26 protein-coding genes are annotated in these 26,340 nt (G+C 37.5%); 16 read left to right on the top strand and 10 right to left on the bottom strand.

Translation table 11 applies throughout. The features are described 5' to 3' along the window. Positions 1 to 80: 80 nt before the first annotated feature. Positions 81 to 1,523, bottom strand: a complete 1,443-nt coding sequence (gene pyk / locus F1325_RS10005; protein ID WP_088495460.1) for a pyruvate kinase — start codon at positions 1,521 to 1,523, stop codon at positions 81 to 83. 231 nt (positions 1,524 to 1,754) lie between these two features. Continuing rightward, positions 1,755 to 2,597 carry a MurR/RpiR family transcriptional regulator gene (locus tag F1325_RS10000; protein ID WP_099075468.1) on the bottom strand — a complete coding sequence of 281 codons (843 nt, stop codon included), beginning with the start codon at positions 2,595 to 2,597 and terminating at the stop codon, positions 1,755 to 1,757. Positions 2,598 to 2,948: 351 nt separating this feature from the next. On the opposite strand from F1325_RS10000, the gene zwf reads away from it, so the two are divergent. The 3 genes from zwf (at position 2,949) to mdtI (ending at position 5,767) form a co-directional block, all read left to right on the top strand. Then, a complete protein-coding gene (gene zwf, locus F1325_RS09995) occupies positions 2,949 to 4,424 on the top strand; it encodes a glucose-6-phosphate dehydrogenase (RefSeq protein WP_088495462.1) in 1,476 nt (491 codons plus the stop codon). 567 nt (positions 4,425 to 4,991) lie between these two features. Then, positions 4,992 to 5,432, top strand: a complete 441-nt coding sequence (gene mdtJ / locus F1325_RS09990) for a multidrug/spermidine efflux SMR transporter subunit MdtJ (protein ID WP_075671146.1) — start codon at positions 4,992 to 4,994, stop codon at positions 5,430 to 5,432. A 2-nt stretch (positions 5,433 to 5,434) separates the two neighbouring features. Beyond that, positions 5,435 to 5,767 (top strand): multidrug/spermidine efflux SMR transporter subunit MdtI, encoded by a 333-nt coding sequence (mdtI, locus tag F1325_RS09985; RefSeq protein ID WP_023582084.1) that lies wholly within the window; start codon positions 5,435 to 5,437, stop codon positions 5,765 to 5,767. Positions 5,768 to 5,905: 138 nt separating this feature from the next. Here mdtI and F1325_RS09980 read toward each other — a convergent pair whose 3' ends face one another. Continuing rightward, positions 5,906 to 6,250 carry a RidA family protein gene (locus tag F1325_RS09980; RefSeq protein WP_109372243.1) on the bottom strand — a complete coding sequence of 115 codons (345 nt, stop codon included), beginning with the start codon at positions 6,248 to 6,250 and terminating at the stop codon, positions 5,906 to 5,908. Between the two features lie 85 nt (positions 6,251 to 6,335). On the opposite strand from F1325_RS09980, the gene F1325_RS09975 reads away from it, so the two are divergent. The 5 genes from F1325_RS09975 to rnd all read left to right on the top strand — a co-directional run bounded on the left by F1325_RS09975 (position 6,336) and on the right by rnd (position 12,963). Then, entirely contained in the window at positions 6,336 to 8,279 is a 1,944-nt protein-coding gene (locus F1325_RS09975; protein ID WP_109372244.1) for an ATP-dependent DNA helicase, read from the top strand. A gap of 92 nt (positions 8,280 to 8,371) precedes the next feature. Continuing rightward, positions 8,372 to 9,073, top strand: coding sequence for a tRNA (adenosine(37)-N6)-threonylcarbamoyltransferase complex dimerization subunit type 1 TsaB (tsaB, locus tag F1325_RS09970; RefSeq protein WP_109372245.1), 702 nt, complete (start codon positions 8,372 to 8,374; stop codon positions 9,071 to 9,073). Positions 9,074 to 9,160: 87 nt separating this feature from the next. Next, complete coding sequence (locus F1325_RS09965) at positions 9,161 to 9,757, top strand: Slp family lipoprotein (protein WP_109372246.1); 597 nt, start codon at positions 9,161 to 9,163, stop codon at positions 9,755 to 9,757. Between the two features lie 300 nt (positions 9,758 to 10,057). Continuing rightward, entirely contained in the window at positions 10,058 to 11,746 is a 1,689-nt protein-coding gene (gene fadD / locus F1325_RS09960; protein ID WP_109372247.1) for a long-chain-fatty-acid--CoA ligase FadD, read from the top strand. A gap of 98 nt (positions 11,747 to 11,844) precedes the next feature. After that, a complete protein-coding gene (gene rnd, locus F1325_RS09955; protein WP_109372248.1) occupies positions 11,845 to 12,963 on the top strand; it encodes a ribonuclease D in 1,119 nt (372 codons plus the stop codon). Positions 12,964 to 13,319: 356 nt separating this feature from the next. Here rnd and minE read toward each other — a convergent pair whose 3' ends face one another. The 3 genes from minE to minC are packed head-to-tail and all read right to left on the bottom strand — an operon-like array spanning position 13,320 to position 15,129. Then, entirely contained in the window at positions 13,320 to 13,589 is a 270-nt protein-coding gene (gene minE, locus F1325_RS09950; protein ID WP_023582089.1) for a cell division topological specificity factor MinE, read from the bottom strand. A 3-nt stretch (positions 13,590 to 13,592) separates the two neighbouring features. After that, positions 13,593 to 14,405: a septum site-determining protein MinD gene (gene minD / locus F1325_RS09945; protein ID WP_109372249.1), complete on the bottom strand. Its 813-nt coding sequence runs from the start codon at positions 14,403 to 14,405 to the stop codon at positions 13,593 to 13,595. A 22-nt stretch (positions 14,406 to 14,427) separates the two neighbouring features. Next, complete coding sequence (minC, locus tag F1325_RS09940) at positions 14,428 to 15,129, bottom strand: septum site-determining protein MinC (protein ID WP_109372250.1); 702 nt, start codon at positions 15,127 to 15,129, stop codon at positions 14,428 to 14,430. Positions 15,130 to 15,262: 133 nt separating this feature from the next. On the opposite strand from minC, the gene F1325_RS09935 reads away from it, so the two are divergent. The 5 genes from F1325_RS09935 (at position 15,263) to F1325_RS09915 (ending at position 19,244) form a co-directional block, all read left to right on the top strand. After that, entirely contained in the window at positions 15,263 to 15,550 is a 288-nt protein-coding gene (locus F1325_RS09935) for a YcgL domain-containing protein (RefSeq protein WP_069369136.1), read from the top strand. Positions 15,551 to 15,574: 24 nt separating this feature from the next. Beyond that, complete coding sequence (locus tag F1325_RS09930) at positions 15,575 to 16,702, top strand: lytic murein transglycosylase (RefSeq protein ID WP_109372251.1); 1,128 nt, start codon at positions 15,575 to 15,577, stop codon at positions 16,700 to 16,702. A gap of 53 nt (positions 16,703 to 16,755) precedes the next feature. After that, the gene (locus F1325_RS09925) at positions 16,756 to 17,412 is read left to right on the top strand and encodes a fumarylacetoacetate hydrolase family protein (protein WP_100159367.1); all 657 of its coding nucleotides are present in this window, start codon (positions 16,756 to 16,758) and stop codon (positions 17,410 to 17,412) included. Positions 17,413 to 17,448: 36 nt separating this feature from the next. Beyond that, positions 17,449 to 17,892 carry a YcgN family cysteine cluster protein gene (locus F1325_RS09920; protein ID WP_088495473.1) on the top strand — a complete coding sequence of 148 codons (444 nt, stop codon included), beginning with the start codon at positions 17,449 to 17,451 and terminating at the stop codon, positions 17,890 to 17,892. Positions 17,893 to 18,512: 620 nt separating this feature from the next. Next, positions 18,513 to 19,244, top strand: a complete 732-nt coding sequence (locus F1325_RS09915) for a DNA/RNA non-specific endonuclease (protein ID WP_232797488.1) — start codon at positions 18,513 to 18,515, stop codon at positions 19,242 to 19,244. 83 nt (positions 19,245 to 19,327) lie between these two features. Here the strand turns inward: F1325_RS09915 and fetB are convergent, their stop codons facing one another. The 4 genes from fetB to F1325_RS19480 form a co-directional block, all read right to left on the bottom strand. Further along, entirely contained in the window at positions 19,328 to 20,101 is a 774-nt protein-coding gene (fetB, locus tag F1325_RS09910; RefSeq protein ID WP_109372253.1) for an iron efflux ABC transporter permease subunit FetB, read from the bottom strand. Positions 20,102 to 20,151: 50 nt separating this feature from the next. Beyond that, on the bottom strand, positions 20,152 to 20,802 hold the full coding sequence (fetA, locus tag F1325_RS09905) for an iron efflux ABC transporter ATP-binding subunit FetA (protein ID WP_160230393.1): 651 nt from the start codon (positions 20,800 to 20,802) through the stop codon (positions 20,152 to 20,154). Between the two features lie 144 nt (positions 20,803 to 20,946). Then, positions 20,947 to 21,867 carry an alpha/beta hydrolase family protein gene (locus F1325_RS09900; RefSeq protein WP_109372255.1) on the bottom strand — a complete coding sequence of 307 codons (921 nt, stop codon included), beginning with the start codon at positions 21,865 to 21,867 and terminating at the stop codon, positions 20,947 to 20,949. 182 nt (positions 21,868 to 22,049) lie between these two features. Next, positions 22,050 to 22,964, bottom strand: a complete 915-nt coding sequence (locus F1325_RS19480; RefSeq protein WP_109372256.1) for a helix-turn-helix domain-containing protein — start codon at positions 22,962 to 22,964, stop codon at positions 22,050 to 22,052. A 90-nt stretch (positions 22,965 to 23,054) separates the two neighbouring features. Between F1325_RS19480 and F1325_RS09890 the strand changes: the two genes are divergently transcribed. The 3 genes from F1325_RS09890 to F1325_RS09880 all read left to right on the top strand — a co-directional run bounded on the left by F1325_RS09890 (position 23,055) and on the right by F1325_RS09880 (position 26,337). Then, positions 23,055 to 23,675, top strand: coding sequence for a TetR family transcriptional regulator (locus F1325_RS09890; protein ID WP_109372257.1), 621 nt, complete (start codon positions 23,055 to 23,057; stop codon positions 23,673 to 23,675). A gap of 66 nt (positions 23,676 to 23,741) precedes the next feature. Then, on the top strand, positions 23,742 to 24,218 hold the full coding sequence (locus F1325_RS09885) for an NUDIX hydrolase (protein ID WP_160230392.1): 477 nt from the start codon (positions 23,742 to 23,744) through the stop codon (positions 24,216 to 24,218). A 520-nt stretch (positions 24,219 to 24,738) separates the two neighbouring features. After that, on the top strand, positions 24,739 to 26,337 hold the full coding sequence (locus F1325_RS09880) for a methyl-accepting chemotaxis protein (RefSeq protein WP_160230391.1): 1,599 nt from the start codon (positions 24,739 to 24,741) through the stop codon (positions 26,335 to 26,337). The last annotated feature ends 3 nt before the right edge of the window (positions 26,338 to 26,340 follow it).

Below are 26,340 nucleotides of genomic sequence, written 5' to 3'. Positions count from 1 at the left end.
TTCTTGCACAAAAAATAACCAAATAAAAAATGGGCGCTAAATTCAGCGCCCGTTTTGTTATTAATATTTAAGACTCTGAGTTATTCAACAGTTAGAATACGGCATGTATTGGTGCTACCGACTGTGCCCATTTGGTCACCTTGAGTGACTAGCACTAAATCACCTGAAACTAAGAAACCTTTATCACGCAAACGACCAATTGCTTCATTAGCAGCGGCAATACCGTCAGTGTGAGTACTGCAATAAACAGGGGTTACGCCACGATAAAGTGCAGTCTGATTCAATGTTTTCTCATGACGAGACATTGAGAAAATAGGTAAGCCTGTACTGATACGAGACATCATGCGTGCAGTACGACCTGATTCAGTCATCGCAATAATCGCATTAACGCCTTTCATATGGTTAGCTGCATACATTGTAGACATTGCAATGGCTTCTTCCACTGTATCAAACACCATATCTAAACGGTGCTTAGAAACATTGGCAGCTGGCATTTTCTCAGCACCTAAGCAGACTTGCGCCATTGAAGCGACTGTTTCTGCTGGATATTGTCCAGCAGCTGTTTCTGCTGAAAGCATAACAGCATCAGTACCATCTAATACGGCGTTAGCAACGTCCATTACTTCGGCACGAGTTGGCATTGGATTTGTTATCATGGACTCCATCATTTGAGTCGCAGTGATAACGACACGATTAAGCTGACGAGCACGACGAATTAATTTTTTCTGTACGCCAACCAACTCAGGATCACCAATTTCAACGCCTAAATCGCCACGAGCAACCATCACCACATCCGAAGCTAGGATGATTTCATCAATGATTTCATCATTAGCAACCGCTTCAGCTCGTTCTACTTTTGAAACGATTTGGCATTCACAGCCAGCATCACGGGCTAAACGGCGGGCAAGGTTAAGATCTTCGCCAGTTCTTGGGAATGAAACGGCAAGGTAATCAACACCGATTTTTGCAGCAGTGATGATATCTTGCTTATCTTTTTCTGTTAACGCATCAGCGGAGAGACCACCACCCAGTTTGTTAATCCCTTTATTGTTAGATAAAGGACCGCCCACAGTCACTTCAGTAAAGACTTTTAAACCATCCACTTTAAGGACTTTTAACTGAACGCGACCATCATCAAGAAGTAAAATATCGCCTGGAACCACATCGGCTGGTAAGCCTTTATAATCAATACCCACTTGATTTTGATTGCCTTCGCCTTTTTCTAGCGCCGCGTCAAGCAAGAATTTATCACCGACATTTAGGAAAACTTTTCCGTCTTTAAAGGTAGATACACGGATTTTAGGGCCTTGTAAATCCCCGAGAATAGCAACATGGCGACCTAATCTTGCTGCAATTTCACGCGTGCGATTAGCACGAGCAAGATGATCTTCCGCAGAACCATGAGAGAAATTTAATCGAACAACATTCGCGCCAGCAATAATAATTTTTTCTAAGTTATTATCACGATCTGTTGCTGGGCCTAAGGTGGTAACAATTTTTGTTCTTCTGAGCCGTCTGGACATGTATTACTCCGTTGACCTTGAACGAAAGGTGTTGGCAATTGGATAAAACAGAAATCAGACTGTGTTTTACCCAATATGTTAAGTGAAACGCTTCAAGCTAATTGCAACATACACTACTGTTTTCATTATATGCGAGAGTTAGCTCGCAGATATGCTACCATTTTTCAAAAACTTATCTAGTCAGGGGCACAATTGGAAGTGTGACAATACTAACAGAATAATTAAAAACGGTTACTTATCAAACCGTGAATCACGTAAAGCTTCTTTGACGCGCTTCAAGTTATCTCTGAATTTTGGTCCTCGGCGTAAAATAAATCCTGTTGCAAGAACATCAATAATAGTGAGTTGTGCAAGGCGGGAGATCATTGGCATGTAAATATCAGTATCTTCAGGCACATCAAGCAAGATGGGAAGGGTTGCTTCAGAGGCTAAAAGAGAGCCCGGAGTTGTAATAGCAATAACCGCTGCATCGTTTTCGCGTGCGATTTTGGCAATTTCAACTAAATTTTTAGTACGTCCTGTATGTGAAATAATAACGACCACGTCACCATCAGTACTATTTATGCAACTCATACGTTGCATAACAACATCATCAAAATAAGTGACAGGAATATTAAAACGAGAAAACTTATTCATGGCATCGTGAGCAACGGCTGCTGATGCACCTAAACCAAAAAAAGAGATTTTTTTAGCTTGCGTCAAAATATCAACTGCACGATTGATCGCTGCGATATCAATATTGTTTTTAACGTTTTCAAGTCCTGCCATTGCGGATTCAAAAATTTTATTGGTATAAGAAGAGACAGTATCGGAATCATCAATATTACGATTTACATAAGGCGTACCGTTGGCAATGCTTTGTGCTAATTGTAATTTGAAATCAGGAAATCCTTTTGTTGCCATACGTCGGCAAAATCGATTAACAGTCGGCTCACTGACATCCGCCGTTTTAGCCATTAAGGCAATGCTTGAATGAATAACTGTTTGTGGCGCAGTTAAAACAGCTTCTGCGACTTTTTTTTCTGATTTGCTCAAGATGTCCAGATTAGACTGAACCCTTTCCAATATATTCATTAAATATACAGATCCTTGGCTTTGCCAATTTCAATAAAAGGAGAAATCTATAACGGTTTTATGAAAATATACTACGCAAAGAACAAGGCTTGCAGTGTAAACCATCGGTAAACAGGGCTTTTTTCGTTAAAGTATGACGTGTGTCTAACTTTCAAAGCTGAAAACAAGAAACAAAACTGTTGTAAAGTTACAAGAAAGGATAAAACGCTAGGCATAAAATGAAGCATTACAATATGTGTGGTAAGTTAAAGACTAATATGTGCAAGTGTATTTACTGAATACATCCAAAAGAGTACATTAATACAAAATTCTGTAACAAAATTACAAAATCTCATCATGAGGAGACGTTCTATGGCAGCGATATCGACTGCTCAGGCCTGTGATCTGGTTATCTTCGGTACGAAAGGGGATCTAGCACGCCGTAAGCTCATTCCATCATTATATCAGTTGGAGAAAGCAGGATATATTCACCCTGACTCTCGCATTATTGGTGTCGGTCGTGCTGATTGGGATGTTGAGGCATATAAAAATGTCGCTCATGAAGCGTTAAAAACCTTTTTGAAAGAAGAAATTAACCCTGAAATTTGGCAGCGTTTAAGTGATCGCTTAGATTTTTGTAATCTTGATGTTAATGAAACCGACCATTTCATTGAGTTATCAAAGCATCTAAAACAAGATAAATTACCCGCTATCTATTATTTTGCTATGCCTCCAAGTACCTTTAGCGCGATGTGTCAAGGACTAGGTCATGCCAAATTAAATAAAGAGCCTAATCGTGTCGTAATGGAAAAACCATTAGGGACAGATTTAGCGTCTTCTGTTTCTATTAACGATAGCGTGGCGAAATACTTTAAAGAGACTCAAATTTATCGTATTGACCACTATTTAGGTAAAGAAACCGTTTTAAACCTATTAGCATTGCGCTTTGCAAACTCACTGTTTGTTAACAACTGGGACAATAAAACGATTGATCATGTCCAAATTACGGTTGCAGAAGAAGTGGGCATTGAAGGGCGTTGGGGATACTTCGATCAAGCAGGTCAAATGCGAGATATGGTGCAAAATCACCTATTACAAATCCTGACTATGATTGCAATGTCACCGCCAGCTGACTTAACAGCTGACAGTATTCGTCAAGAAAAAGTGAAAGTTTTACGTTCACTGCGTCGTATTGATAACACAAATATTCGTGAAAAAACAGTTCGTGGACAATATACGGGTGGTTTTGTACAAGGTAAAAAAGTACCTGGTTATCTTGATGAAGAAGGTGCCAATAAAACCAGCAATACAGAAACATTTGTGGCAATCCGCGCTGATATCGATAACTGGCGTTGGGCCGGTGTTCCGTTCTATTTAAGAACAGGTAAACGCCTACCAAGTAAATGTTCAGAAGTTGTGGTTTATTTTAAAAAGCCTGCGCTGAATATTTTCAGTGAGACTTATCAAGAGTTACCACAAAATAAGCTGACTATCCGTTTACAGCCAGATGAAGGTATCGATATTGAAGTGCTAAACAAAGCACCCGGTCTTGATCATAAACACCGTTTACAAACAACTAAGCTGGACTTGAGTTTCTCTGAAACCTTCAACCAAACGCATTTAGCGGATGCTTATGAGCGTTTATTGTTAGAAGCCATGCGTGGCATTCAAGCGCTATTCGTGCGTCGTGATGAAGTGGAAGAAGCATGGAAATGGGTTGATTCAATTATCAATGCATGGGAATGCGATAATGAGCTACCTAAACCCTATCAAGCTGGTACATGGGGGCCTGTTGCATCTGTTGCAATGATCACCCGTGATGGTCGTTCTTGGAATGAAATTGAATAATCAATAACGTCTTTATTGTTTATTCGACGATTAAGATACCCAGCTTTGCTGGGTATTTTTTACCTCTAAGCATAGATACAGCACTTTAGATGAATAAAACCGCTGAAGGATCGTAAAACTACTGATTAACTATGCAATCTAATTTAAGTTGGAAACTAAAACTTAAACAAAACCAACCAATTAACTAAAAAATTTTCCTCAAAAGCATTGCTTTAAATAATTTGGCGTGATAGAAATATCATGTAACATTTAACCATCTTATATGAGGGTTCGGAGTATATCGTGCGGATGGTCTGTGCGATGAAAGAATAAATAATCATGACTAGCGCCAAAAGCGTCAAAGTTAAACGTTCTACCTATAAGTTATTCCTTTCTGCTATTTTATCCAGCGAACACTACTGGTGTGGCGCATTATAGAAATCTCTCATCTTAATCCCTGAGTTATCAGGAAATGACGTTGCCTTAACGTTCGGCTACTGTTGCCGCCAGAAAGACTATCTACATATTCTCTATCTTCTGCGCAAGAAACGTTTCGGCGTATTTCAAATGTGTATGAGAGATGAAAAAATGATTTATTGGATATTTTTAGCATTAGCTATTGTTTGTGAAGTTATCGGTACTTTATCGATGAAGTACGCCAGTGTAAGCGGTGGTTACACAGGTATGATAGTGATGTGGTTAATGATTGCCACTTCCTATATCTTTTTAGCCATAGCCGTTAAAAAAGTGGCATTAGGTGTAGCATATGCACTGTGGGAAGGTATTGGAATTGTCATTATTACGACATTCAGCGTTCTGTGGTTTGGTGAATCACTTTCACCATTAAAATTAGGTGGTCTAGCAATGTTAATTGCAGGGATCACGCTTATAAAATCAGGTACTAAAAAATCGGCTGTTGCTAAGAAAACAACAGAATCGGTAAAAAGTATTGCCGGTAAAGCCAAGCACGTTGCCAGTGCTGTAAAAGGAGCGAATAAGCCAATTCCTGCCAATATCAAGGAGGCTTAATTATGTTAGCTCAATTTGAATGGTGGCATGGTGCGTTTCTGATACTTGCCGTAGTGCTCGAGATTGTCGCGAATATATTCTTAAAAATGTCTAACGGTTTTAGCCGAATGGGATTAGGAATATTATCACTGTTTTGTGTATTAGGTGCCTTTAGTGCACTGGCAATGGCAGTCAAAGGGATAGAGCTTTCTGTTGCTTATGCACTTTGGGGAGCATTCGGAATTATTGCAACCATTGCCGCGGGTTGGATCTTATTTAATCAACGACTCAATTATAAAGGATGGGGTGGAATTATATTATTACTGGTTGGTATGGTAATGATTAAATTTGCCTAAATCTAATTAACTTAATAAATGAGATATTGATAAAACAAAAAATCTAATTATTACAGCAAATAAGTGACATTAAAAAGCTGAGTTCTTATGAATTCAGCTTTTTTATATAAACGTAACAGGTTAATAAATAATACCTATTTACATAGCCGCAATAATCTTAATTTCAACTTTATATTCAGGGTGCATTAATTGTGCTTGTACAGTACAACGCACTGGTGCGCTACCTTTGGCAACCCATGCATCCCACGCTTGATTCATTCCTGCAAAATCCTCTTTATTAGCTAAAAAAATTGTTGCATCAAGAATTTTAGTTTTATCAGAACCTACACGTTGTAACAAAACGTCAATTGCCGCTAATGTGTTTGCTGTTTGTTCAATAATATCGCCCGATAAATTTTCTGGCACCGCAGTGTAATAAATTGTGTCGTTATGAATAACAGCTTCAGACCAGCGATCTTCAGGGTCGATACGTTTAATTGTCATTATGAGTTCTCCTTTGTATTAACGGCATAGGTGGTACTTTTGGTTATCCACTGGCATAATTTACGTCTTATTTTATAAAAAGAGTATGCCTGTGTCAGACGATTTTGCAGAAAACGGGATTTTAACCCGAACTATTCCAGGATTTCATCCCCGTGAAGCTCAACGACAAATGGCGAAATCAATAGAGGAAACTATTGATAAGCAAGGTGTACTTATCGCTGAAGCGGGTACAGGGACAGGAAAAACGTATGCTTATCTTGTGCCCGCGTTGCGTTCGGGTAAAAAAACGATTATCTCAACAGGCTCTAAAGCCTTGCAAGATCAATTATATAGTCGAGATTTACCCACGATCATTGAAGCGATTAATTATGATGGTAATACGGCGTTATTAAAAGGGCGTTCTAACTATCTTTGCTTGGAAAGGCTTGATCAGCAAATGCTGAGTGGTGGTGATCTCGAAGCCGAAGTTTTGTCTGATGTAATGTATGTGCGTCAATGGTCAACGCAGACAGAAGATGGTGATGTGAGCCGTTGTCATAGCGTGGCTGAAGACAGTCGTGTTTGGCCTTTAGTCACAAGTACTAACGATAACTGTTTAGGCAGTGATTGCCCTCGCTATAAAGAGTGTTATGTTTTAAGTGCACGTAAAAAAGCAATGGATGCGGATATTGTGGTGGTTAATCACCATTTATTTATGGCGGATACTGTCGTTAAAGATACTGGTTTTGGTGAGCTAATTCCGGAAGCTGAAATTATGATCTTTGATGAAGCCCATCAAATTCCAGATATCGCTAGCCACTATTTTGGTCAACAACTTACCAGTAGACAGCTTTTTGATCTCGCTAGAGACATGACAGTTGCTTATCGCACAGAAGTCCGTGATCAAGTTCAGTTGCAAAAAAGCGCTGATAGATTAACGCAAATGGTGATGGATTTTCGCTTAGCGTTAGGTGATACGGGGTATCGTGGAAATTTACGTGAGCTATTGCAAGGTGGTGAAACAAAACGTTTTCTTACGTTACTGGATGATGCCTTAGAACTGAGTTATGACGTAATGAAACTTTCGTTAGGGCGAAGCCAATTACTTGATAGTGCTTTTGAACGCGCCACCGTTTATCGCAATCGCTTAAAACGCCTGATTGATACCACAATTCCGGGTTATAGCTACTGGTTTGAAAGTTATGGTCGCCATTTTTTACTGGCCATTACGCCACTCTCTGTGGCTGATAAATTTCGTGAGCTTATCAAATCACATAAAAGTAGTTGGGTGTTTACCTCTGCAACACTTTCTGTAAATGAACAGATGTCTTATTACACAGACAGGCTCGGTTTAGAAAATGCGACAACACTGATTTTAAACAGTCCGTTTGATTATCAACATCAGACACTACTCTGTGTACCTCGTTATTTGCCACCATTAAATCAATCTTATACGGCGAAACGTTTAGCCGCTATGCTCACGCCTGTTATTTTAAAAAACCAAGGTCGCTGTTTTTTCCTCTGTACTTCACATGCCATGATGCGTGGACTTGCCGAAGAATTCAAAGCTAGTTTGCCATTACCCGTATTGATGCAAGGTGAGATGAGTAAAACGCAATTACTGCAAAAATTTATCTCATCAGGAAATGCGCTTTTAGTGGCGACTCAAAGTTTTTGGGAAGGTGTTGATGTGCGTGGAGATACATTGTCTTGTGTGATTATTGATAAATTACCCTTTACAGCACCTGATGATCCTTTATTAAGAGCACGTATTGAAGATTGTGAGTTGCGGGGCGGAGATGCCTTTAAAGATGTCCAAATTCCTGATGCTGTTATTAGTTTAAAACAAGGTGTCGGGCGATTAATTCGTGATGTACACGATTATGGTGCAATTATAGTTTGTGATGATAGATTGGTTTCTCGTGCATATGGCGAGGTTTTTTTAAGTAGTCTGCCACCATCACCACGAACGCGTTCACTCGAAAAAACAATGAAATTTTTGAGCCAACGCGCACAGCAGAATGAAATACAAGAAATATCGGATTCATAATAGCGATCGCACAGAATGTGTGTTTATTCTGTTGAACACTATTATGATATTATTATTCCTCTTTTAATTATCGAATTTGCCGGAGTTATGGCGTGTCACTGCGAATTTTAGCAATTGATACTGCAACAGAATCTTGTTCAGTTGCAGTTTGGAATGAAGGCGTTGTTGCTTCACGTTTTGAAATCTCACCTCGTGAACATACACAAAAGATTTTACCTATGGTGAAAAGCGCCTTAGAAGAAGCAAACATCACATTGCAATCATTAGATGCACTTGCTTTTGGACGAGGCCCAGGGAGCTTTACTGGCGTTCGTATTGGTGTTGGTGTTGCACAAGGTATTGCGTTAGGTGCTGAGTTGCCCATGATTGGTATTTCATCACTTGCCACAATGGCTGAAGGTGTCTTTAGAACAACGGGTATTAAACAAGTTCTCGTGGCAATTGATGCGCGTATGGGTGAAATCTATTGCGCTCAATATCAGCGTAATGATGCAGGTGCTTGGGTGGGGGAAGACACTGAAGCGGTGATGAAACCTGAGCAGTTTATTGAAGCATTACAATCAACAACAGGAACATGGGCAATGGCAGGTACAGGCTGGCAAGCTTATCCTGATTTAAAAAAAGCGTTGTCTTTCACTGTTGTTGAAACTGAGATTACATTACCTGCCGCACAAGATATGTTACCCCTTGCTGTAACCGCTTGGCATGAAGGTAAAGCAACCAAAGTTGAAGACGCTGAGCCTGTGTATTTACGTAATGAAGTGACGTGGAAAAAATTGCCCGGTCGTGAATAGATTTGTGAGCATCTATTAGAAATCGAAGAGTAAAGCTATAATAGTACTATAGAGTAACGTCAATAATGACTTGCAATGAGGTGGTTTATGAACAGACAATTAAACTACCGTTTGGTAAGCAAAGCGCTATTTCTATCTGGTGCTTTGTTTCTGGCGGGATGCGTCTCTATACCTGAATCAATAAAAGGTACATCAGCAACGCCTGTTACTGATTTAAATGGAGTTTTTGTTGCACCTGAACTTTATATTGGCCAAGAAGGGCGTTTTGGTGGACGTGTGATTGATGTTAAAAATCTTCAATCATCAACACGGCTAGAAATTGCTGTTATGCCTCTTTCTCAATATGATGCTGCGCCCGAATTGCAACAGCCTTCTATTGGTCGTCTCTATGCGAATGTTATGCATTTCTTAGATCCTACCGATTATAAAAATCAGTATGTAACAGTAGTTGGTACTATTAAAGGTGTTGAAACTGGCAAAGTCGGTGAAGCGAGTTATCCATTTTTACGTATTGATGTGACGGGCATGAAACGTTGGACGCTGACACAACAAGTCATTATGCCAGCACCTGTTATGACATGGGGATATTATGGAGATGGCCCATATTGGGGTTATCATTATGGATATGGCGGTTACGGTGGATATCCATATGGAACAGGTCAGGTTGTGCCCGTTTTAGAATAAAAAATGGGTATTAGATTCCATGACAAAATAATATTTCATCTCCATTTGTGTGAAACGGTGTATAATCAATATCTATAATATATTAGGTAACTATCTAATAGAGTTATTAAAGTTGAATAAAAATAAAAGAGAGGGCGGTTTTGACCGCCTTCTTTTTTGTTAATCTAAAAATAAAATATTTAGTGACACACTTCGCATCTTCACAACAGAAAATTGTTTGTGCTGGTAGGATGAGTTAATACTTTGTTAAAATGAAACATAATATTAACCCAAGAAGTGCGATTAATCAGGAGTACTACTTTGGAAAAAGTCTGGCTTAAACGTTATCCGGCAGATGTTCCGGCTGAAATTGACCCGGACCGTTTTGCATCCCTTGCTGAGATGCTTGAAAACGCTGTCGCAAATTACGCAGATCAACCCGCCTTTATCAATATGGGCGAGGTCATGACTTATCGCAAACTTGAAGAGCGTAGCCGTGCTTTTGCAGCATACCTGCAAAACGGCTTAGGATTAAAAAAAGGTGATCGTGTTGCCTTAATGATGCCCAATTTACTGCAATATCCTATCGCGCTTTTCGGTATTCTTCGTGCGGGCATGGTTGTCGTAAACGTAAACCCACTTTACACACCAAGAGAACTTGAACATCAATTAAATGACAGTGGTGCAAATGCCATTGTAATAGTCTCTAACTTTGCGCATACGCTCGAAAAAATCGTATTTAATACCAGTATTAAACACGTTATTTTAACCCGAATGGGTGATCAGCTATCTCGTCCTAAAGCAACATTAGTCGACTTTGTTGTTAAATATATCAAACGATTAGTGCCTAAATATAACTTGCCTGATGCCATTTCATTCCGTAGAGCAATGCATTTTGGTTATCGTATGCAATATATCAAACCTGAAATTACAGGAAGTGACCTAGCTTTCTTGCAATACACAGGGGGAACAACAGGTATTGCTAAAGGTGCTATGTTAACGCACCGCAATATGTTGGCAAATCTTGAGCAAGCAAAAGCGGCTTATGTACCTGCACTAAATGTAGGTAAAGAGCTGGTGGTTACAGCGTTACCGCTATATCACGTTTTTGCTTTAACCGTAAACTGTCTGCTCTTTATTGAAATTGGTGGTAAAAATTTACTTATTACCAACCCTCGTGATGTGAAAGGCACAATTAAAGAGCTAGGACGTTACCCTGTCACGGCAATTACTGGCGTAAATACTTTATTTAATGCTTGGTTACAAAATCCAGAATTCCGTCAGCTTGATTTTTCCAAACTAAACCTCTCTGTTGGCGGTGGTATGCCTGTTCAAAGTAGTGTTGCTAAAGAGTGGGAAGAGTTAACGGGTAAACATTTGTTAGAAGGTTATGGCTTGACTGAATGTTCTCCTTTAGTCACAGGTAACCCTTATAATTTGAAAAAATACAGTGGTAGTATTGGATTACCTGTACCTTCAACGGATGTGAAGTTTATGGATGATGAAGGTAACGAAGTTGACCGCACTGTAGGCGGTGAAATGTGGGTTCGTGGCCCTCAAGTAATGAAAGGTTATTGGAATCGTCCTGATGCAACGGATGAAGTTTTACATGATGGTTGGGTTGCAACTGGTGATATTGCTACAATGGATGACGAAGGCTTTATTCGTATCATTGATCGCAAAAAAGATATGATCTTAGTTTCAGGCTTTAATGTATACCCTAATGAAGTCGAAGAAGTTGTCACGGCGCATCCTAAGGTTTTAGAATCAGCTGCAATTGGCGTACCGAGTAAAAACTCAGGTGAAGCAGTTAAAGTTTTCATTGTGAAAAAAGATCCATCATTAACAGAAGATGAGATAAAAACACACTGTCGTCGTTACCTAACAGGTTATAAAGTACCTAAAATTATTGAGTTCCGCGATGAATTACCAAAATCAAATGTTGGTAAAATTTTACGCAGAGAGTTAAGAAATGAAGAAAAAGAGTTGAAAACCTCAACTGAATCTTGATACAACACTCAATAACCTTTTTCAATTTCGCCGGTTTATACCGGCGTTTTTGTGATTACATAAAAAGTCATTAGACATAAAAATAAGAGAAACCTGTTTTGAATTATCAATTGATTACGACAGACACTGCATTAGATACCGCCTGTAAAGCCGCTTCTGAGGCTTCACAAATAGCTTTAGATACAGAGTTTGTCCGCATACGAACCTATTACCCACATCTTGGTTTGATCCAGATGTATGACGGTAAGCAGATCTCTCTTATTGATCCGTTAGCAATTAAGGATTGGGCTCCTTTTGTTGAGCTACTAACAAACTCAGACATTATGAAGTTTCTCCATGCGGGAAGTGAAGATCTCGAAGTCTTTTCTCACCAGTTTGGCTGTGTTCCAACACCTATGATTGACACTCAAGTTGTTGCTGCATTCTTAGGTCATCCCATTTCTTGTGGTTTTGCGACATTAGTCGAGAAATACGAAAATGTTGCACTCGATAAAAGTGAATCTCGAACAGATTGGCTAGCGCGACCTTTAACTGAAAAACAGTGCCAATATGCCAGTGGTGATGTTTTCTATTTGCTACCTTTAGCTGAAAAATTAATTAAAGAAGCTGAAGAAGCAGGCTATATGGATGCCATTGCAGATGAATGCAACATGATTGCAGAACGTCGACAAGAAACGGTTGTACCAGAGCTTGCTTATCGTGATATTAGCAATGCATGGCAATTAAAAGGCCAACAGCTAGCATGCTTACAAATGCTTGCTCAGTGGCGTTTAAATCAAGCTAAATCTCGTGATATGGCATTAAACTTCGTTGTAAGAGAAGAACATTTATGGTCTGTTGCTCGTTATTTTCCTTCATCACTAGCAGAATTAGATGCGTTATCGCTTTCTGGTCAAGAAATTCGTTGTCATGGTCGTCGCTTATTAGATTTTGTTGCTAAAGCAAAAGAAATTAAAGATGAAGATTGCCCAGAGCCTATTGGCAATTTAATTGAACAACCAAATTATAAAAAAGCGTTTAAAGCAATCAAATCGGTTATTCAAGAAATTAGTGAAGATAAGCGTTATAACCCTGAATTATTAGCCTCAAGAAGACAAATAAATCAATTATTGAGTGTTCATTGGAAAATAAAAGAAGGGCAACCTGAGCTCACTTCGCGCTGGCGTAAAGCCTTATTAGAAGAAAAAGTCACTGAAATTTTGGCACAATATTCCTAAATTTGTTAACGGCTTATTTTCTAATAGCAAATACCTGAAATGAAGTCGGTATCATTAGTTCAACAAATAGGAGTCTCTTTTGAGGCTCTTATTTTTTGCGCACAAAAAAACCGCCTATAAAAAATAGGTGATACGGATTAATAAGCTAAATAAACAGGACGTAAAATAAACGTTATAACGGAATAAAAAAACTCCTTTGACTTATCACCAATGATCAAAATAGCAACGAGATATAGCGCTATTTGCGCATTCAGGTGTATTCAATTTGTATATAATTAAACACAGAGCCAATCAAATTAATTATAGTTCATGGCTGGCTCTGTGAATAATGACTTATATAAAGCGTAAAATATGATTTACTTTGTAGGTTCTTCACTCTCAGGTAAAGTCACATTTAGCTCTAATACAGAGATATCATCACCTTTTTGTTCAAATTGAACTGAAAGCATCTCTGGATCTATCTGCACATATTTGCAGATGACACCTAATAAATCTCTTTTCATATCAGGTAAATAAGCTGGCTCGCTATCACCACGGCGGCGTTCTGCTACGATAATTTGTAGACGCTCCTTGGCAATATTAGCTGTCGACTTTTTACGCGACAGGAAAAAATCTAGTAAAGCCATCTTTTACCCCCCAAAAAGGCGTTTCAGAAAGCCTTTTTTCTCTTCTTCAATAAAACGGAATGGATGTTCTTCACCTAACAAACGATTTACTGTATCTGAATAGGCTTTACCCGCATCAGACTCGCTATCTAAAATAACAGGTTCACCTTGGTTAGATGAACGTAAAACAGATTGATCTTCTGGAATAACACCCAAGAGTGGAATGCATAGAATTTCAAGGACATCTTCCATACTTAACATATCACCACGGTTAACACGACCGGGGTTATAACGTGTTAATAGCAGATGTTCTTTAATTGGTTCTTCACCACGTTCAGCACGACGTGATTTCGAGGCAAGAATGCCTAAAATACGGTCGGAGTCACGTACTGATGACACTTCAGGGTTTGTGGTGATAACAGCTTCATCTGCGAAATAAAGAGCCATCAAAGCGCCACTTTCGATACCCGCAGGTGAGTCACAGATAATAAAATCAAAACCCATTTCATCAAGTTCATCTAATACTTGTTCGACACCATCACGAGTGAGCGCGTCTTTATCTCTTGTTTGTGAAGCAGGGAGAATAAATAGATTTTCTGTACGCTTATCTTTAATCAATGCTTGATTTAAAGAAGCATCACCCTGAATAACATTAACAAAATCATAAACAACTCTACGTTCACAACCCATGATAAGGTCTAGATTACGCAACCCAATGTCAAAGTCGATAACAACCGTCTTATGACCTTTTTGAGCGAGGCCGGTAGAAATGGCCGCGCTGGAAGTTGTTTTACCAACCCCACCTTTACCTGACGTAACAACAATAATGCGTGCCATGGAGTGATTCCTTGTCGATGCTCTAAATTAAGTTCTCGATTGTTAATTCATTCTCTTGCAAACTCAGTTGTACTGATTTACCAACAAAGTCTGTAGGAATTTGGTCGCTTAGCCAATATTGACCAGCAATAGAAACAAGTTCAGCAGACAGATGTGTACAAAAAATATGACTCTCTTGATCACCCGATGCTCCTGCAAGCACACGTCCACGCAACACACCGTAGACATGAACATTACCATCAGCAATTAATTCAGCGCCTGCACTTACATTACTGATAACGACTAAATCGCTATTTTGAGCATAAATACGCTGACCTGAACGCACAGGTGTATGGATGATTTTTGTTTTTTGACGAACAACTGTCGGTGCTTCATTCGTTTTATCGTTATTTGCCTGAGTGCTTGGCTTAACTATTTTACCTTCATTTAAGATAGGTAACTGTGCGGCAATTATCGCTTCTTTCTGTTGAGCGTTTGAACTACCACTAATTCCCACGACTCGTAAGCCAGCATCTTCTACAATTCGCCTCAGTTTTTTAAAATCAATATTTTCATCTGCTAAAGCAGAGACATTGATAACCACAGGTGCGTTTTTCAGAAATTGAGGCGCTTGTGCAATTTTTTCTGAAATAGCCTGACGAATAACTTTCGGTGTTCCATCGTTTAAATGGAGTACTGAAAGGGTAAAATTACTGCCTTTTAACTCAATGGGCGTGTTTGACATCTATCTGACTCAGTAAATTTTTTATAATCTGGCACAAAAAACCAGAGACGATATTACGAAAGTATATAAGCATGTTATATTTACTAAAATATTCAGGCAAGTCGCTTATTTTAATAATTAGAGTTTAATGAAAATGATTTGTGCAATTTACCGTAGTACCAAACGTGATCAAACTTATTTATACATCGAAAAAAAGGATGATTTCTCTCGAATTCCGGACGAATTATTACAAAGTTTTGGCGAACCACAGTTTTCAATGTTGCTTAATCTCGCGGATAGACAGCGTTTAGCGCATGCTGACATTGAAAAAGTCAAAAAAGCATTAGTTGAACAGGGTTTTTACTTACAAGTACCACCCCCTGTCGAAAGTATGTTAAATGCTTATTTAGATGAATTAAAAAAATCAGAAAAAACTGAATAAATCATCGAGATAAAAGGAGCATAAATGTTCAAATATTCATTCATCGCTGTGATTGTTTCCGGTTTAATGTTATCTGCGTGTACTCATAGCCAACAAAAATTGGCTGAAAGGCAAATTACTGCACCAGAGGAAAAGGCAGTTGAAACACAAAAAATGCCTCGATGGAAACAAGTGAATGTTGCATCGTTAGAACAAGCGTTTCCTAAAGAAACTCGCACTTCTGCACAATTTCCTGCTTATGTTGAAGCGTTAAAATTGAAAGCAGCTCAATTGGGATATAAACAAGAAACAATAGATTTTGCTTTTTCAGAAGCACATTTTATTGAACGAGTGATTAAATCAGACCGTAATCAACCGGAAAAGAAAATCACACTCGATGTTTATTTACCGCGCATTGTCACCAATGGGCGTTTAAACCAAGGGGCTAAGCTTTATCAAGAGAATCAAGATACCCTAGAACAAATCAGCAAAAAATATGGTGTGCCTGCAAACTATATTGTTGCGTTATGGGGACTTGAGAGTGGCTTTGGTAAGGTGCAAGGCAAAGAAGATGTTGTCTCTGCACTTGCAACGCTTGCGTTTGAAGGCCGTCGAGAAGAACTTTTTGCTCGTCAATTGATGGCAGCATTAGAAATTATTGAAGAAGGACATATCCCTCAAGGACAGCGTCTCAAAGGCTCTTGGGCGGGTGCTATGGGGCAAACTCAGTTTATGCCATCTTCCTTCCTAACTTATGCCGCAGATGGCAATGGTGATGGAAAAATCGATATTTGGAATACTCAAGAAGACGCATTTGCTTCGGCTGCTAACTATTTAGCGACTGAAGGTTGGAAAAGTGGACTTCCTTGGGGAGAACAGGTTACTTTATCGGTAGATTTTAACCAACAGCTTGAAGGAATTAAGACCGAACAGAAAAAAACGGTCGCTCAATGGAAAGCGTTGGGTGTTCAATTACCTGTAAATAGCCAATTGAACGATGCTATGACTGTATGGTTAATCATTCCTGATGATGATTTGCACAGAAGCTATTTAGTAACACAGAACTTCCGTACGATTATGCATTGGAACAGCTCTTACTTTTTTGCCCTCAGCATTGTCACAATGGCTGATGGCGTTGCTAATAAAATAAATTCACTACCTAACGCGAGCTAATCGCGTTTTTATAGTGAAATAAAACACAGCAATTTACCTAAAAGGAACACATTATGTATCAACATCGTGATTGGGAAGGTGCGTTACTTGATTTTCCTGTCAATAAAGTGATTTGCGTTGGCAGTAACTATGCAAATCACATTAAAGAGATGGGATCCGTTCGCTCAGAAGAGCCTGTGATTTTTATCAAACCAGAAACAGCAATGTGTGATATTCGCCAACCTATTGCTATCCCAAAAGATATGGGAGCGGTTCATCACGAAATTGAATTAGCGGTACTTATCGGTCAGCCACTTAAGCAAGCTAATGAAGATAGGGTTGATCGTGCAATTGCGGGTTTCGGTCTTGGTCTTGATCTCACATTACGTGACTTACAAGGTAAATTGAAAAAAGCAGGGCAACCATGGGAAAAAAGTAAAGCATTTGATGGCTCTGCACCATTATCAGGTTTTATCCCTGTCAATTCATTTGGCGACCCGCAAAATGCGGATTTAATGTTACGTGTTAATGACGAGATTCGTCAGCAGGGTAACAGTCGTGATATGCTAACCCCTGTTTTACCCCTTATCAGCTATATGTCTCGCTTTTTTACCCTACGTCCTGGTGATGTGATTTTAACGGGGACACCTGAAGGTGTTGGTCCTCTAGAATCAGGCGATATGTTGGTATTAAGTGTTAATGAACATCAGCTGACAACGCGGGTTATTTAATTCGTATTAGATGAGCAATAAGGTAATAACGTAGAGATGACACAGGCTTTTTGGCAGACTAAAACATTAGATGAAATGAGTGATGATGAGTGGGAATCGCTCTGTGACGGATGTGGACAGTGTTGTTTACACAAGTTAATGGATGACGATACTGATGAGATATATTTTACCAATGTCGCTTGTAATCAGCTAAATATTAAAACTTGCCAATGCAGCAATTACGAAGATCGTTTCCGTTATGAGCCAGATTGTATCAAGCTTACACGGTATAATTTACCAACATTTGAGTGGCTACCAATGACATGTGCGTATCGCCTGTTAGCAGAGGGTAAGACGTTACAAAGTTGGCATCCACTTATTGCAGGTAATAAAGCAAAAATGCACCAAGGCAATATTTCCGTAAGATATATTGCGGTGCCAGAAACGGAAGTTGAAGATTGGGAAGATCATATTCTTAATCGTCCGAAAGGGCGTGGTTAATTACTTCTTTTCATTAAAAAGCGCCTTTATAGGCGCTTTTTGTTAAGGGAGCTAAGTAATGACAATAGATATTGCTGGGTCAGCTATACCGATTGACATGATGTCAATGATAAAAAATTCCTGATTTGATGCCAATAAGAGAAAAAATATTCATCAAATAATCTTTTTAAGAAAATTTATTGACGAGATGGGAAATATAGTCCATGATTACTCTCATGGTGGGAAATTTGAATTTCACCAACTAAATGAATAAATGCCTCGCTTATGCGGGGCTTTTTGCATTCTAGTGCTGTGAAAATTCCCGCCATATTTTATAGCAAAATTCTGAGTCGTATTCAGTCATTGAAAAGCACATTAATATTAAAATGATGCGTTTTTCTTTATCGTTTATTACCAGAATTCACTAAAAGAGAAGAATGGATTTTCTCTTATCTAAAACATTAAAACTCGCTTAGGCGAGTTTTTTTGTTTCTTCATTTTATAAAAAGGAATTTTATATGAAACGTATTACCCCGATTATTTTATCGCTTCTTATGGTTTCAACTAGCTATGCCAATTCAGAGACGATGGTAGGGCCTGATCTTGAAACACAACCATCTGCCGTTGCGCGTGATACTTCAATGCGTGCAATGAATGATGAAAACTGTGGTATTGGTTGTCCATTAGGAGGCAGTGAAACCACAATTCAACGTGATGTTTATACATTAAATAATAATAGCGAAACCAAGTTTGCGGACTGGGTTGCTTATTTAGTGACTAAAGACAGTATTGGTAGTGGTAAAGCACGTAACTGGAAAAAAGACCCAGCTTTAGGTAATGATGAAACCTTATCGCCAACGGATTACAAAAATGCCAATGCCACATTAAAAGTTGACCGTGGTCATCAGGCGCCTTTAGCTTCATTGGCTGCGTTGCCTGGTTGGAATGCACTTAACTATCTTTCGAATATCACACCACAAAAAGCAGATTTAAACCAAGGTGCGTGGGTGCGATTAGAAGATCAAGAGCGTAATTTGGCAAAAGAAGGTCATAAAGTCTTTACAGTTACTGGTCCTATCTACGAAAGAGATATGGGTAAATTGCCAAGTACAGATAAAGATCACACAATTCCAAGTGCTTATTTTAAAGTGGTTTTTCTAAATGATTCACCTGAAAACTCCTCTTATGCAGCGTTTATTATGGATCAACAAACACCGAAAAAAGCAAATTTCTGTGAATTCCAAGTAACTGCGGCAGAAGTGGAAGCACGTACAGGTCTAACACTCTGGAGTCAATTACCTGAAAGCGCTCAAGGTGTGAAATCTCAATCTGGTGAGTTAGTCAAAAAAATGGGATGTACGGTATTAAAATAAGATTTTAAACCGATTTCTTAGTAAGTAATAAAAAAGGTCACTCAATTGAGTGACCTTTATCAATATAGTTAAATGGCTATAATTTAGCGGTTTTCAAGATTAATAAGCTGGTGGCGCTGATTAAAAAACTTCTTATAGGTTAAATAGCAAGCAATAATGGTTGAAATACTGGCTGTTGCCATCAACATAAAAGTCACCATAATTTGATATTTAACAGCTTGTAATGGATCAACACCGGCAAAAATAAGCCCTGACATCATACCCGGTAAACTTACAATACCCACAGTTTTTGCTGCATCAACGGTCGGGATCAATGAAGATTTAATGCTATCTCGAATAATACTCATTGAGGCTAATTTAGGTGTCGCACCAAGGCTTAACATCTCTTGCAATTGCTGTTGTTGATTTTGAAAACGTTGACCCAAATTATTGTAACAAAGCCCTGTTGCTATCATCGCATTACCCGCAATCATCCCCGTAATAGGAATAATTTGAATTGGTGTAAAAGCAATAGAACTGGTGAGCAATAAAATAGTTAAAGTTAATAGTGCCCCAGTTGTAATAGCAGTAAATGAGATCAGAAAAATATCTTTAACGTATTTACTTCGCTTTTTGGCATTATGAGCTGCGTTATAGCAGATAAATAACACCATTAAGAAGGTGAGAATAAAATGGTCAACATGGAAAATATAGGTCAAGACATAGCCAACAATTAATAGTTGAATAATGGCTCTTGCTGTACTCCAAATAATATCTTTTTCTAAAGCTAGTTTTTCTTTACGACTAATAAAAATAGCCACGAGAACTAATAAAAGCGAGAAAATTAGAGATTCATTGCTTATCGTATGTTCGTTCATAATATTATGTTCGCTCATAACAAAAGGGTGACTGAGAAAGAAATAAAAAATCAGGCATCATTGTGAGAAGGTAATAAGATCACATCATCAGCGTGTTTTATTTCATTTTGATCGTGAGTAACCCACAACACAGCAAGATCTTGATCTTTAACGTAGTGGTGAATAACATCATTCACTTTTGTTTTATTATCTTCATCTAATGCACTTGTTATCTCATCAAGTAATAAGATTTTTGGCATAAATTGCAGATTTCTTATCAGTGAAATACGCTGCTTTTCACCGCCCGAAAGTTCATTAATTCCTTTTTTCATAATGGATTCAGGTAAACAAAAATAATCCAAATTATGTGCTAGTTTCTTATCATCCACTGAGAGTTTTCGTAAGAAATAAGGAAATTTAAGGTTATCGTAAACAGTTTCACCAAATAACATAGGCGTTTGAGTGCAATAAGAAACTTGTTGACGATATTCTTCGGGTGACAACGTTAAATAGTCTTTATTTTCAAAGAAAATTGAACCCTTGGTAGGTGATAATAGAGAAGCGACAATCTTGAGTAAGGTACTTTTACCACAACCTGAAGGGCCTGTGATAAGTTTAAATTCAGAGGGTTGAAGTTCAAAATTGATATCATCGAGGATAGTTTTGTTATCGACTCGATAACTTATTTTATCAAGACGTAAAAGTGCAGTCGTGCTTTCCATTCTTATCCCAAACTTAAAAGAGAGAATAATAATTATTATACAGAATTAACGATATAAAGATCCTGCTTTAAATCAGTTAGTAAGCAAATTTGTTACTATTGAAGTATAGGATAATAAGAATGCGAGCCAATAAAAAAGATAAAATTATTTTGTATATTGAGAGTACCACTGCTGTATATCGCTGATTATTTCATTCGTTAAACGCTCGCCTTGTTCATTATAAAACCCATGATCTAGCTTATTGTATTTTATAAATTTCACATTAGGCTGATTGATATCTTGGCTTAATTGATGAAATGCATCGACATTTACATTAGTGTCATTAAGTGTCTGAATAATTAATACAGGGGTGTGTTGATTACTTTTAATGACTTTGAGTAAATCGATAGTAAAAAATTGTTGCCACCATATTTTACTGTGTTCGCTTATAAATTGTTCATCATCTATTTGATTATTTTTTATTGCGTCAGCAAATTGCTGAAAGCCATTTAGAGCATCTTCAACGTGTTCTTTCGGTGTGGTATGACGGATATTATAAAGAACATCATCAAGAAAAAAACGCCCCCCGCCATTTAACGCAATAGCTGCTTTAATATCATTGCGCTTAGTTACCACTAAATGCACCATCGTGGCGCCTTCACTTCCACCAATTAAAATAATATTTGGATACTGTGAGGATAATTTATCTAACACAGCCTCATAATCTTCGATTCGTTGCTTGGGATTATCATGACGCTTATAGCTTTTAGGGCAATCAACACGTTCGCCATCATATTGTGAATAAGGTAATAGGGCTGTAATACCGTATTTTTCTACCATGAGAACATCACTATTTGGTAACCACTGACCAAAGGTTTCTTGGATAAACATGTTATTTTTAATGCTGTTACAGTCAGAGCCTTGCATTAATACTAATAGAGTTTGGTTTTTTTCAGCTCGTTTATCCAAGTAATAGCTAATTTCACTACCATCTTTCCGTGGGAGTAGATGTGTCGATATTTCTGCATAACTTGCAAAAGAAGGAAGCAAAAAAGTAGAGAGTAAAAATAGAAGTGAAATGCGCATAATCACCTTATTTGTTTTTGTAGGGAGGTAATACGAAATTTTATTTTAATAATAAGTAAACAGCTAATTTAGTGAATTATTGTACAGAAACAAGTGATGAAAAATTTATCGCACAGATAGCCACTATGAAATTAATCTGCTATTAATAAAATAGCCTGAAAATTCAAGCTATTTGAGGACCATCAATGGATAGGAACGAAATAATCAATCTCTAAGGTTTTTGGTAACTCCATTAAATCAACATCAGTTTCTATACTGACATACCTTTCAATATCAGCGCCTAAGCGACGACATAAACCTAACGCAGGTAGCGTATAAAAATAAATTTTCATCGCAAACTGCTTATATTCTTCTAATGTTCCCTTAAATTGAAATCGGACATAACGTCCTCCTTCTATCACTCTTTTTCTAAAACCACTGGTTTTTGTAAAATGATCTAAGTTATTCAAGCCAATTTCATAGTCAATTTGGATTTTATTTTTACGTAAAGTATTGGGTTGGTATGAGATAAGCACCGTACTTTCCGTAAAATTTTTATCAGTATACAGTAAAAAATCATTCCAAAATTGATGACGAATATCTTCATGTAATTTGCCAATATCTTCTATAGAGCAAAAATATTGATATTGCATGCCGTAAACATAACTGTCTGGTAATTCCATAATTTTAGGAATAGGCAAATCAATAACATCAAAATTAATGGGAGGCTGGAAATTATTACCACAAAGGTTATCAAGTTTACGATATTCCGTTGGTGTAACACCAAATGTTGCTTTAAAGCGACGAGTAAATGACTGTTGAGAATCAAACTGATAACGCAATGCAACAGTGAGAATAGGTAATTTTGTTAACCGCAACTCCGTTGCGGCTTTTGTTAAACGTCTTCCTCGAATATAAGAAGCAAGCGTTAAACCCGTTGCTTGTTTAAATACACGTTGTAAGTGCCACTTTGTGTAACCTGATTTAATTGCCACATCATCAAGTAACAACGGTTTTTCCAGATTCACCTCAATCCAGAGAAGGAGTTCTTTGATAATTTCTATATTAAATGAGGATAAGGTATTGGAGGGGATAAGCCCATTGTACTGAGATGACATGATGATTTCCTGAAAATATTTTGTTCAGTTTACACGAAACTGATACCCATATATTATTACATACTTATGGTATGTTTTAAGGATTTTATCATGAAAATAAAATCACGGCAACAAGAGAATTCAGAGCAAACGCGTTCTGCGTTACGTGAAGCTGCACAAGAACTATTTATAAATCAGAACTATTGTGATGTTTCTGTTGATGAAATATCACGTCACGCAAGAGTAACGAAAGGGGCGTTTTATCACCACTTTAGTAATAAGAAAGCCCTATTAAAAGAGTGCTATCTTTTTCAGGTTGATAAAGTTGTTGAAAAACTGGTTCAAATTCCTACCTATGATGATCAATGGCAAGAGTTAGAGGCTATTTTTAGTTTCTGTGTTGATCATATTTATCAACATAAAGATAAGCTTATTCCCCTACAAGAAATAATTTCCGTTCTAGGTTGGAAGGAATGGGATGAAATTGATTCACAAATTCTTATTCCTCGAATAAAAAAATGTGTAGATACGCTTTATGATAAACAAGAAATTTGTACCTATTCTCCTGATATTGTCGTTAATTTAATTTATGGATTTGTTACGCATATTGCGATTAATTTAAAAAATGAAACTACATTACCTGAAAATGCTTGTAAGGACTTTAAAACGATATTTTCTGATTTTTTAATGGGAATGAAACAATCTTCAATAAATGTGAAAAACCATAAATAGCACAAAAATAATGATAGGTGTGATGTACATTGGGTAAAAATAAATAGAGCAAAGGATCAGAATATTATGACAATAGAAGTGCCTAAGAGTCATTTCACCGCAACGGGCATTGTATTCAATGAACAGGGCAAATTCCTTCTCCATTTACACTCTAAAATAGGTTGTTGGTTACCACCTGGTGGTCATATAGAAGAAAATGAAGAGCCGCAAGATGCAGTATTAAGAGAAATAGAAGAAGAAACAGGCTTACTGTGTGAGTGTCTTTGCTATCAACCTGAATTTAGCCTTAACCTCAATAACAATGATGTTATTGAGCTTGTAAAACCTCTCGCCATTTTAAAAGAACCCATCCACGATAAAAAACAAGGATTTCATTATCACATTGATATGATTTACCTTTGCAAGCCGCTAAAAAATAGCCGATTAACAAATAATTCTTTCCAATGGCTTTCTTTGAAAGAAGTTAGAAAAATAGAAACCCCATTGAATGTGATAAGACTTATTGAACTAACTGAAAAACTATTAATAGAAAAAATTATTTAAATTTCTTAATAAAGCTAAATTACTCATAATAAATAAACAATAAAAGCAGTTTTTAGAAACTGCTTTATTTTTATTGGAAATAAAACACTTTTAAAACTCACTATAAATTAATCTCAGAATTAAATTAATTAATGTTAATAGGTAAATATACCTATTAAAACTTAATATGAAAATACATAAATAAAATCAAAAAAACTAAAATATAATTAATAAATTATCTTTTTCTGAGTAAAATAACCTTCATTGCGAGATATTATATAATTAATTTGTATCTGGATGGATAAAACAATCGTTTATTTCATAAATGAGAAATGGTTTTCACTGTACTCTAAAGTTTTCTCTCATTATTACCGACATTATAAACAAAGGTAGATCCTACGTGCCTTTATATTCTAATGAATAAATCTTAGCCTTATTTTATTGACACTAGGGAATATGCTCTTTACCAGAAAAAGAGTGCATTCTGATATCTTACAAATGTACAGATAAAAAACTCTGTATATTTTGATGGAATATGACCATGTTTAAAAATATCAGTATAGAAAAGACCGTTAAGGTCATGCTGGCCATTTTGTTTGCGTTGATTATGAGCATTATTTATTTTAGTTATGATGCATCCACTCGATCCTACAATAATTTCGTTTCATCAAATAGCCTCAGTCAGCAAATGTTACTTATGGGCAAAGCGCGATATCAAATGGCTGTGATCAGGGCAAATATTAATGGGTTAGATGGACAATTACGCGTTAATGAAAAACCCTCAGCAAAATACTTTCACCAAACCGCAGAGTATATTGAAATAACGCGTGAAGAGATCTATCGTTGGTCAGATACGGAAAAGCTCACCCAAGAAGGGCGAGCATTAGCCGATGATATGACAAAGCGTTTTGATGAACTGCTGGATATCTTCACTGGCGCACTAGATAAACTGCGTAAAGGTGAGCTAACAACACACTCTGCCAGTGTTAAAATGGATGAGCTAAATGATATTACTATGCAATATTATGCTGTCGCTAATGGCATTGAGAATAGCTATATCGATATTGCAAAAACATCCCAAGAACGCTTGATGTTGGTGTCGATTTCTATTGGCACTGTCGTTATTCTCTTATTTATCTTTATATTACGTTGGTTCTCTCATACGTTTATTGGCAATATCAAAATCTTAATCAACATCTTTAGTAAGATGAGCCAAGGCGATTTAAGTATGCGTGTAGAGAATCATGGTACTAATGAATTTGGTCAGTTATTCAATGAAATGAATAAGATGAAAAATTCATTAAGCCATATGATCGCATCTGTCAAAAATGCAGTGAATACCATCAGTGTAAGTGCAAGTGAAATTGCGACAGGAAATACTGATTTATCTTCCCGTACTGAGGAGCAGGCTAGTGCATTACAAGAAACTGTTGCGAGCATGGAGCAAATTAAAACAACAGTTGAGAAAAATGCGGATAACTCGCGTGAAGCTAGCAAATTAGCACTAACAGCAACGGCATCTGCTCAAAATGGCGAAAATGTGATGGATAGCGTGGTAGAGACCATGTCTTCAATCTCTGAAAGTGCGAAAAAAATTGCAGATATCAATGACATTATTAACAGCATAGCCAATCAAACGAATATTTTGTCACTGAATGCGGCAGTTGAAGCAGCAAGAGCAGGTGAGCAAGGTAGAGGATTTACCGTTGTTGCGTCTGAAGTGCGCAGTTTAGCTAGCCGCAGTGCCGAAGCTGCAAAAGAGATCAATGATTTGATTACGCACTCTGTTAATAAAGTGCATGTTGGTTCGCAACAGGTTGCTCAAGCTGGACGTTCAATGTCAGAGATCGTTACAACCATTAATCAGGTAAATGACTTTATGCAACAGATTGCCCTTGCTTCTAATGAACAAAGCATGGGTATTAACCAAATCGCGTTGGCTGTCAGTGAAATGGATACCGTTACTCAGCAAAATGCAGCATTGGTTGAAGAATCAGCAGCTATCACAGCAAATATGGATGATGAAGCTCATCAATTAGCTAAATTGGTTTCACAATTTACAGTAGATGAAGAGAGCGAAATCCTTTCACGTTTTGATTCAACACAATCAACAGAAGTTATCGATACTCAAGAAAAATAAGTG

Origin of the sequence: Proteus columbae (assembly GCF_009914335.1) — a bacterium.
In the GTDB taxonomy this organism is placed as follows: domain Bacteria; phylum Pseudomonadota; class Gammaproteobacteria; order Enterobacterales; family Enterobacteriaceae; genus Proteus.
The sequence above is the reverse complement of the archived record's forward strand: the minus strand, read 5'-3'. Positions and strand labels throughout refer to the sequence as shown.

What these genes read in the sequence shown, in the direction of transcription:
- F1325_RS09890 (WP_109372257.1), top strand. Translation starts at nt 23,055, where the DNA reads ATGAAAATAAAATCACGGCAACAAGAGAATTCAGAGCAAACGCGTTCT.
- F1325_RS09930 (WP_109372251.1), top strand. Translation starts at nt 15,575, where the DNA reads ATGTTCAAATATTCATTCATCGCTGTGATTGTTTCCGGTTTAATGTTA.
- F1325_RS09975 (WP_109372244.1), top strand. Translation starts at nt 6,336, where the DNA reads ATGCCTGTGTCAGACGATTTTGCAGAAAACGGGATTTTAACCCGAACT.
- F1325_RS09885 (WP_160230392.1), top strand. Translation starts at nt 23,742, where the DNA reads ATGACAATAGAAGTGCCTAAGAGTCATTTCACCGCAACGGGCATTGTA.
- F1325_RS10000 (WP_099075468.1), bottom strand. Translation starts at nt 2,597, where the DNA reads ATGAATATATTGGAAAGGGTTCAGTCTAATCTGGACATCTTGAGCAAA.
- F1325_RS09965 (WP_109372246.1), top strand. Translation starts at nt 9,161, where the DNA reads ATGAACAGACAATTAAACTACCGTTTGGTAAGCAAAGCGCTATTTCTA.
- F1325_RS09900 (WP_109372255.1), bottom strand. Translation starts at nt 21,867, where the DNA reads ATGCGCATTTCACTTCTATTTTTACTCTCTACTTTTTTGCTTCCTTCT.
- F1325_RS09920 (WP_088495473.1), top strand. Translation starts at nt 17,449, where the DNA reads ATGACACAGGCTTTTTGGCAGACTAAAACATTAGATGAAATGAGTGAT.
- F1325_RS09925 (WP_100159367.1), top strand. Translation starts at nt 16,756, where the DNA reads ATGTATCAACATCGTGATTGGGAAGGTGCGTTACTTGATTTTCCTGTC.
- mdtI (WP_023582084.1), top strand. Translation starts at nt 5,435, where the DNA reads ATGTTAGCTCAATTTGAATGGTGGCATGGTGCGTTTCTGATACTTGCC.
- fetB (WP_109372253.1), bottom strand. Translation starts at nt 20,101, where the DNA reads ATGAACGAACATACGATAAGCAATGAATCTCTAATTTTCTCGCTTTTA.
- pyk (WP_088495460.1), bottom strand. Translation starts at nt 1,523, where the DNA reads ATGTCCAGACGGCTCAGAAGAACAAAAATTGTTACCACCTTAGGCCCA.
- F1325_RS19480 (WP_109372256.1), bottom strand. Translation starts at nt 22,964, where the DNA reads ATGTCATCTCAGTACAATGGGCTTATCCCCTCCAATACCTTATCCTCA.
- F1325_RS09935 (WP_069369136.1), top strand. Translation starts at nt 15,263, where the DNA reads ATGATTTGTGCAATTTACCGTAGTACCAAACGTGATCAAACTTATTTA.
- F1325_RS09980 (WP_109372243.1), bottom strand. Translation starts at nt 6,250, where the DNA reads ATGACAATTAAACGTATCGACCCTGAAGATCGCTGGTCTGAAGCTGTT.
- mdtJ (WP_075671146.1), top strand. Translation starts at nt 4,992, where the DNA reads ATGATTTATTGGATATTTTTAGCATTAGCTATTGTTTGTGAAGTTATC.
- F1325_RS09915 (WP_232797488.1), top strand. Translation starts at nt 18,513, where the DNA reads ATGCGTGCAATGAATGATGAAAACTGTGGTATTGGTTGTCCATTAGGA.
- zwf (WP_088495462.1), top strand. Translation starts at nt 2,949, where the DNA reads ATGGCAGCGATATCGACTGCTCAGGCCTGTGATCTGGTTATCTTCGGT.
- minD (WP_109372249.1), bottom strand. Translation starts at nt 14,405, where the DNA reads ATGGCACGCATTATTGTTGTTACGTCAGGTAAAGGTGGGGTTGGTAAA.
- fetA (WP_160230393.1), bottom strand. Translation starts at nt 20,802, where the DNA reads ATGGAAAGCACGACTGCACTTTTACGTCTTGATAAAATAAGTTATCGA.
- minC (WP_109372250.1), bottom strand. Translation starts at nt 15,129, where the DNA reads ATGTCAAACACGCCCATTGAGTTAAAAGGCAGTAATTTTACCCTTTCA.
- minE (WP_023582089.1), bottom strand. Translation starts at nt 13,589, where the DNA reads ATGGCTTTACTAGATTTTTTCCTGTCGCGTAAAAAGTCGACAGCTAAT.
- F1325_RS09880 (WP_160230391.1), top strand. Translation starts at nt 24,739, where the DNA reads ATGTTTAAAAATATCAGTATAGAAAAGACCGTTAAGGTCATGCTGGCC.